Source organism: Rhizobium sp. PEPV16, from assembly GCF_008919455.1.
GTDB lineage: Bacteria > Pseudomonadota > Alphaproteobacteria > Rhizobiales > Rhizobiaceae > Rhizobium > Rhizobium leguminosarum_Q.
In genome coordinates, this window is record NZ_VSZV01000343.1 from 35,137 (window position 1) to 42,602 (window position 7,466).

The 7,466-nt window shown below is 61.3% G+C and carries 9 protein-coding genes and 1 pseudogene; 8 read left to right on the plus strand and 2 right to left on the minus strand.

Features of this window, described 5'->3' with window-relative positions; genetic code table 11:
- The 8 genes and pseudogenes from FY112_RS27230 to FY112_RS38500 all read left to right on the plus strand — a co-directional run.
- On the plus strand, positions 1-303 hold a 303-nt coding region (locus tag FY112_RS27230; protein WP_151519730.1), incomplete at its 5' end, for a nuclear transport factor 2 family protein.
- 119 nt (positions 304-422) lie between these two features.
- Entirely contained in the window at positions 423-794 is a 372-nt protein-coding gene (locus FY112_RS27235) for a DUF427 domain-containing protein (RefSeq protein WP_077980744.1), read from the plus strand.
- 144 nt (positions 795-938) lie between these two features.
- Positions 939-1,850 carry a LysR family transcriptional regulator gene (locus FY112_RS27240; RefSeq protein ID WP_181018288.1) on the plus strand — a complete coding sequence of 304 codons (912 nt, stop codon included), beginning with the start codon at positions 939-941 and terminating at the stop codon, positions 1,848-1,850.
- Positions 1,851-2,170: 320 nt separating this feature from the next.
- A complete protein-coding gene (locus FY112_RS27245; RefSeq protein WP_077980474.1) occupies positions 2,171-2,869 on the plus strand; it encodes an NADPH-dependent F420 reductase in 699 nt (232 codons plus the stop codon).
- Between the two features lie 63 nt (positions 2,870-2,932).
- The gene (locus tag FY112_RS27250) at positions 2,933-3,700 is read left to right on the plus strand and encodes an SDR family oxidoreductase (RefSeq protein WP_077980473.1); all 768 of its coding nucleotides are present in this window, start codon (positions 2,933-2,935) and stop codon (positions 3,698-3,700) included.
- A gap of 53 nt (positions 3,701-3,753) precedes the next feature.
- Positions 3,754-4,464: an NAD(P)-binding domain-containing protein gene (locus FY112_RS27255; RefSeq protein ID WP_280952180.1), complete on the plus strand. Its 711-nt coding sequence runs from the start codon at positions 3,754-3,756 to the stop codon at positions 4,462-4,464.
- Positions 4,465-4,537: 73 nt separating this feature from the next.
- A pseudogene (locus FY112_RS27260) lies at positions 4,538-5,133 on the plus strand (SDR family NAD(P)-dependent oxidoreductase).
- Positions 5,052-5,255, plus strand: a complete 204-nt coding sequence (locus FY112_RS38500; protein WP_245310571.1) for an SDR family oxidoreductase — start codon at positions 5,052-5,054, stop codon at positions 5,253-5,255. Before FY112_RS27260 ends, FY112_RS38500 begins: the two are co-directional and overlap by 82 nt.
- Before the next feature lie 130 nt (positions 5,256-5,385).
- On the opposite strand, the gene FY112_RS27265 is transcribed toward FY112_RS38500, so the two are convergent.
- Positions 5,386-6,159, minus strand: a complete 774-nt coding sequence (locus tag FY112_RS27265) for an SOS response-associated peptidase (RefSeq protein WP_151519710.1) — start codon at positions 6,157-6,159, stop codon at positions 5,386-5,388.
- 61 nt (positions 6,160-6,220) lie between these two features.
- Entirely contained in the window at positions 6,221-7,285 is a 1,065-nt protein-coding gene (ligD, locus tag FY112_RS27270) for a non-homologous end-joining DNA ligase (RefSeq protein ID WP_151519711.1), read from the minus strand.
- Positions 7,286-7,466: the final 181 nt, after the last annotated feature.

Sequence of the window (7,466 nt, forward strand, 5' to 3'; positions counted from 1 at the left end):
CTGCCCACGCCATTCAAGGGGCGCGCCAGCGTGTCCGCTGTCCTCGGCGCCCTGCTATCCACGATCGACGCGTTCGAGCCCAAGATGATGATGCGCGAGGGCGCCGACGTCATTGCGGTCCTTACGATCCGGTTCGAGGGGCATGTGATCGACGCCTTCGACCACGTCCGACTCGGCGAGGACGGCCGCATCGAGACTATAACCATAGCATGGCGCCCACTGCCCGCCGTCGTCGCGGTCCAGCAGCGGCTCGTCCCCAAACTCGGCGGGCAGGCGATGCGCCTCGTTCCAGTCGAACAGTAGGCACACTCGAACGTCCGCGGGCCCCGGTCGGGCGAACGCCGGTGCGCGCGTCTCTCGACAAGCAGGCCGCGCGCGGCGCGAGACTTGCACACGATTTAGCGAACAGAAAGGAGCACGACATGCAAGGTGGAAGAAAGCCAGGTCCCGACCATCCGATTACCATCGCTCCGGCGGGGGAAAGGGTTGTCGTCAAGCTAGACGATGCCATCCTCGCCGACAGCCGCGACGCCCTCATCCTCAAGGAGGCGAGCCTTAATCCGGTCTACTACATCCCGCGCGCCGACGTCGCGATGGGCGAACTCAGCATGAGCGACACCAGCACCCACTGCCCGTACAAGGGCGACGCCAGCTATTTTAGCGCGCGAAATGGCGCCGCTAGGGATGTCGCCTGGTCGTACGAGAACCCTTTCGACCACATGCTGATTATCCAGGGATACCTCGCGTTTTACCCGGACCGCGTCGACGCCATCGAGACAACGGCTCGCGACTGATTGCTGGATCATCGATTCGGCAAATCGGCCGAATTCTGCTGTTGTTCCGATGACAACAGTCCAGCCGTATGGAGCCGACTAGTGTCGAATATATAAGGGTCGCGCTGATTGATCGCTCAAGCGGCGCGTGACAGAATGTTGTCCATGACATCAACAGTCGGCTTTTCAGAAATGCAGGTTTTCGTCGCGGTGGTGATGGAGGAGTCCTTCACCGCTGCGGCCGATCGCCTCGAGACTGACAAGGCTCGGGTGAGCCGCATCGTGCAGCGGATCGAGGAAAAACTCGGCGCGAGGCTGCTAAACAGGTCCACCCGCCGGCTCAGCTTGACGGAAGTCGGTAGGGACTATTTCGAACGCGCCTCTTCGATCCTTGCCGCCGCAGAGGCGGCCCAAGCAGCGGTCGCCCAGCAGCGCCAGGAGCCCCAGGGCCGTCTGAAGGTTACGGCGACACCAGAATTCGGCACCACACGGGTCGACAACTGGATCGCCGCCTATTTGTCCAAGTGGCCGAAGGTCACGGTGGAAGCGGTATACTCCATTCGGTTCGTCGACATCATTCATGAGGGAATCGATGTCGCGATCCGCATCGGCACCTTGCAAGATTCTGATCTGTCGGCCCGCAAGCTTGGAGAGATAACTTACGGCCTCTATGCCGCGCCGGAATATTTGAAGGAAAGTGCGGAGCTCCGCACCGTCGACGATTTGAAGCGCCACGACCTCATTACGAAGACATCCAGCGGCCGCGCGAGCTGGACCCTTGTCAATGGCCAAGCAACAGAAAAGGTCTCGCAGACGCCACGCTGCGCACTCGATAACATCGTTGCCGCGAAGAACCTGACCGTATCCGGGTTGGGAGTGGCGCAACTTCCGCGGTTCATGGCTGAGCCACATGTGGCGGAGGGAACCCTGGTCAGGGTTTTGCCGGGCTGGGCAAGCATACCAATGCCGGTCCATGCTGTTTTTGCCTCCACGCGCTACATGGATCCGAAGGTGCGCGGTTTCGTTGATCTTTGCCGCGATGCTTTCGGGGATGGTAGCGACGCCAGCCTAGCCTGAAGCGAGCCGACCATAGCCTTAGTCGCCATCGGCAATCCTCAAGTAGGACCGCCCGTGGGCCTCACCGAAGGCTGTAGCTCGTGCAAGGCGGGAGCCGCGACGTGCTTCCCGCCGGTATGGCTGGACCAGACAGCCGGCCTCGTACATTGAGTTGCGCGCCAGCGCCGCGACCGAACCGCGGCTACCTCCGTTCATCATTGTTGCTCGCACGAACAACAGACTGAGGTTCATGGGGCATCTAATCTATGCCTGGGCGATATCCTAACTTTCAACAGAACCGCTCCTCGGGGGCATAAATGTTGAGGTAGATAGGATATCTAATGAAGATCGGAGTTTTGAGCGCCGGCAATATCGGCAGTCGTTTGGCCCGCGCCTGGGCAGCCGCAGGTCACGAACTCGTCATCGCCAAGGATGGTGAGGACCGGAAGATCGAACCACTACTTGCGGAACTGGGCGACAAGGCTCGGCTCGGCACGATCCGCGAGGCGGCGGAGTTCGGTGAAGTCGTACTTTTCTCGATTTACTGGCCGCGAGTCGAAGCAATCGTTGCCGAGGTCGGCGACGCGCTCGACGGCAAGGTCGTGATCGAGACCATGAACCCGCTCGGCGTTACCGCCGATTTCGTGCACTTCCACGATCTGGAGTTCATGCGCGACAGCTCGACTTCAGAAGAACTGCAACGGCGCTTGCCTAAGGCGCGCATCGTCAAGGGGTTCAACCTGATCGCGGCTCCGTCGCTTGAGGCGGCGGCATGGGCTGAAGCGCCGGTGCAGGCCAATGTCTTCTACGCAACCGACGACCGTGCCGCTGGCGACGTAACGCGGGGCCTCATCGCCGACGCGGGCTTCAAGCCCGTCAACGCCGGCAATCTCAAGGGCGCCCGGCAGCTCGAACAGGTCGGCGTGCTTCTGCATCACGTCGCAGACAATGAATATGGCGGCGACCCTGACCTGATCCGCCTCGCGCTCGCGGTCGTCGAAGCCAATCCTGGCCCGATCACGCGCGAACGTGTCGCCTGATCGAGCGAGCCAGCTCGAGCGCAAATTCCAAAATCGCAATTCGCTTTACGAAGGAAATCTCCAATGGCGCAGACGTTGAATGGTAAAACCGCCCTCGTGACCGGAGCGGGCCGGGGCATCGGTCGGACGATCGCTGAACGGCTCGCGGCGGACGGCGCGACGGTGGCGATCACGTACAATGCCAGCAGCGCTGGCGCGGAAGAGGCGGTCGCAGCGATCGAGAAGGCGGGCGGCACCGCCTTTGCGCTGCAAGCCGATCTCTCCGATGCCGGGTCGATCCCTGGCTTGTACGACGAGCTGGATCGCGAGCTGACGGAACGCAAGGGCAGCAAGACGCTCGATATTCTCGTCAACAATGCGGGCAATTCGGGTTGGGGCGGTCTCTCCGACGCCACGCCGGAGGCTTGGGACACGATGATCGCGGTCCATGCCCGCGCGCCGTTCTTCATGGTCCAGTCGGCGCTCAGCCGTCTGTCGGATGGCGGGCGGATCATCAATATCTCATCGGGCCTCTCCACGCGCCCGCAACCAATGGTGCCGATCTATTCGATGGCGAAGGCGGCGATCAACAACCTCACCCACGCGCTTGCGATGGAGCTTGGTCCGCGCGGGATTGCGGTGAACGCGGTGGCGCCGGGTTGGACGCGAACGGACATGAACGCCGCCGTCCGAGAGGATGCCAATACCGTGAAGGCGATTGAGGCCGACACCGCGTTCGGCCGCTTCGGTGAAACGTCAGACATCGCCGCGGTTGTTGCCTTCCTCGCATCTGACGATGCCCGGTGGGTGACCGGTCAGGTGATCGAGGCGAGCGGCGGCTACAGGCTCTGATCGGCTGAGCTGCCCCGGCAACGGCGCGCCGCCACGCAGGCGACGGCCAAACCATTCCACAGCTTGGGAGAGCGATGATGAAGGTTGGAATCATAGGATCAGGGGAAATCGGCGGCTCGCTGGCCCGACGGCTCTCAAAGCTGGGCCATCAAGTATCCATCGCCAATTCGCGCGGCCCTGGATCGCTTGCGGATCTCGCCGCCGAGACCGGCGCCAGGGCGGTGACCGTCCATGAAGCGGCACGCAGCGGCGACATCGTCTTCGTCGCGATCCCGGCCTTCAAGATCGCCGATCTGCCGAAGGATCTGTTCGACGAGGTCGATGCCGATGTCGCCGTCGTGGAGACGGGAAATTACTATCCCCAGGAGCGGGATGGGCGGATCGATCCGATCGAACAGGGCATGGCCGAAAGCCGCTGGGTGGCAAATCAGCTCGGTCGGCCGGTGCTGAAGGCCATCAACAATCTGCACTGGCGCAGCCTGCTCGATGGCGGAAAGCCTGCGGGCACGCCGGGACGCATCGCGTTGCCGGTGTCGGGCGATAATGAGGCCCATAAAGCCAGGGTCATTCGGCTGTTCGATGAACTCGGATACGACGGTGTCGACGCCGGCCCTCTTGACGAGTCCTGGCGTCAGCAGCCCGGCACGCCGGTATACGCCGCTAATCTCGATACGGATGGTGTCCGTAAAGCACTTGCCGAAGCCAGTCCTGAGCGAAAGCCGGAATTTCGTGCTGCGCTCAACAGCAGCATCGGCAAACCTTAGGAGGACCAATGGATACGCAGCCAAATGACGGGTCGTCCTCGTAACAGGAGCCAGCCAGGGTATCGGCCGGGCTATTGCCTTACGCCTCGCGAGAGACGGCGCAAAGGTCGGACTGGTAGATCTGAAGGAAGAGAAGCTCGCTGAGGTAAAGAAGGAAGTTGAGGCCCTCGGAGCGAGCGCCACGTCATTTGTCGCCGATGTCAGCAAGCGCGATGAGGTGTTTGCGGCGGTACATCAGGTCGAGAGGGAGCTTGGTGGCTTCCACGCCATCGTCAACAATGCGGGCGTTGCGCAGGTCAAGCCACTCGCCGACGTGCTTCCGGAAGATATGGATCGCATCTTCCGAGTGAATGCCGATAGCGTGGTATGGGCATTCAAGCCGCTGCGGCCAAGTTCAAGGCTCGGGGCATCAAAGGTAAGATCATCAACGCATCCTCCGCCGCTGGCCACGAAGGCCTGCCGATGGTTGGCGTCTACTCAGCAACAAAGTTTGCCGTTCGCGCGCTGACGCAGGCTGCCGCCAAAGAGTATGCGAGCGCCGGCATCACGGTGAACGCCTATTGCCCCGGCATAGTCGGAACTGACATGTGGGTCGAGATCGACGAGCGCTTTTCACAGCTCACGGGCGCGCCGAAAGGCGAAACCTACAGGAAGTATGTTGGGGTATAGCGCTCGGTCGCGCCCAGACGCCCGAAGATGTAGCGGCCCTTGTTGCATTCCTCTGTAGCGACGATTCCGACTACGTCACTGGGCAGGCGATCCCGAGCGATGGCGGGCTCGTATATCGCTAGGCCCAACTCCCACTAACACCCGATGCGGCAAGGCAGGAGCCACTGGAAGGACTCCGCCAGAAATGTGCTGCCGCGGTGCGGCTATGAAGGCAGAGCCGTTCGGACGACTGATTTTGCCACGCGAGACTGGCTAAAAAAGGCTTGTTTGACGTACAGGCTCTCCGGATTTAGTGACAATCGTCGATCCGTACGGTTCGCGCGAGGAAATGATCAGCGCGTAATTCGGTAGTGGACGGGCCAGCTCCTTGGCTTCATCCCAGGGCGCCCGCATCCAGGTGTCGGTCTCTTCCTTCGTCAGCAATAGGACCGGCATGGCCTTGTCATGGATCGGTTTCACCAGGTCGTTGGGATCCGTGGTCAAAAACCCATAGAGATCGTCAGTGGTCAGGCCGTCCCTGACCTTTCGGACACTCTGCCATTGCGGCACATGGAGACCGGCAAAGAACATCAGCGACTTCTGCTCGTCGCGGGCGAACCAGGCATTGGGCACGTTTCCGCCATCCGCCTGGCTGGCCGGATCCGGTTCCGCGAAACTGGTAACCGGGACAAGGCATCTGTTTTCGACGCCAAACCATCGCGTCCGGTGCGGAAAACTGAGCTTGCGCACATTGGTCGTACCGCGGTCAGCCTCCATGCGGATCAGCTCTTCGAGGTCGAAAGCCTTGCCCTTGGCCGCTAGTTTCTCGGCCTTGGCTTTGGCCGCCTTCTCAAGCGCGAAGCGCGGCGAGGGCAGTCCCCAGCGCGCATGGACCAGTTGCTTCTTGCCATTGGCGGTGTTGCGGACGATCGGCCCCATCTGGTCGGGGTTCATCTGGTATGCCGGCATCAAGTTGATCAGGCTTTCAGCGTCCTGGGCCCATTTCGCGACCCAGTCCCTGTCTTCCATGCGATAAAGGTTGCACATGCTGGATATCCACTCCGCCGAGCTCGAATGGTGACCAATCTAGCGGATGGTACCGAATTCGCTAGTCGAGCCGGAAGACATCGGCATTGTCCTGGCGTTCTCGCAAGCCCTTGTAGGACGGATGGCGGAGTTTGGTGTCCGACGTCCAGGCGCGAAACTCGATCTCAGCAATCAGGGTCGGCTCGGCCCAGACAATATCGGCACTTCCGGAATAGGGCAGGGGCGGCTGCTTTCGCTTCCATCGCAGCGTGTCCAGCATCTTCCGCAATCGGATCGCCTCGGCTTCCTTGAAGCCCGTGCCGACGCTTCCGACATGCACGAGATCCCCATTGCGGTAGGCGGCAAGCACCAACGAGCCGAAGCCGGCAGGGGATGCCGTCGACCTCTCATAGCCGGCGATGAAGAAGGCCTCGCTCTGGACGCATTTGACTTTCACCCAATCTCCGGTCCGGCCCGAACGATAGGGCCGATCCAGGTGCTTGCCGACGATGCCTTCCAGGCCCAGGCGGCAGACGTGTTCCAGCAGGACAGTTGCTTCGCCATCGAGGGTTTCCGATAGCCTGATGGCGCCGGCCTGATCATTCTCGAAACCGTTTAAGGTGTCCTCGAGAAGGTGTCGTCGAGACCTGTATTCGACACGGCGCAAATCGTGGCCATCAAGGTAGATAAGATCGAAAGCGTAGAGGACAGCGTCGGAGGCACGGTTGCCGGCTTGTCTGCCGGATGCACCCAGCGATTGCTGCAACAGCCCGAAATCCGGCCGCCCCTCTTCGTCGAGCACGACGGCCTCGCCATCGATGATCATCGTCGCCGGCCCGAGCGCTCGGGCGGCCTGCTCTATGGCCGGAAACCGATGCGTCCAGTCATGGCCGCCGCGGGTGAGGATCCGGATCCCCTGCGGTTCGATATGAACGGCAAGGCGATAGCCATCCAATTTCAGCTCCCAGCTCCACTCGCTACCCTTTGGGGGACGGGACTTCAATTCCGCCAGCGCAGGCTCGACGCGCTCAGGCATGGGGTCGAACAGGAGCTGCGGCTGGGCGGGATTTCGTTTCCTGCGCGGCCGGGAACGGATCGGGGCCTCGGCGTCACGAAGGAGGGGTTTTGATCTCGGAGGCTTCGTCATGCCGGGAGTTCAGCAGAAAAATCTTAAAGACACTGTGACGGTCCCGACTTGTCCCCGCAATTCACACAAAGGGATTAGCGCTGGAAAACGCTCGTAAAAAAATCCACCCGCCGCTATCGGGCTGATTCCCATGGCTATTCTGCTGATTTCTAATGTTCAGGATAATATTCCCATCCCTCCG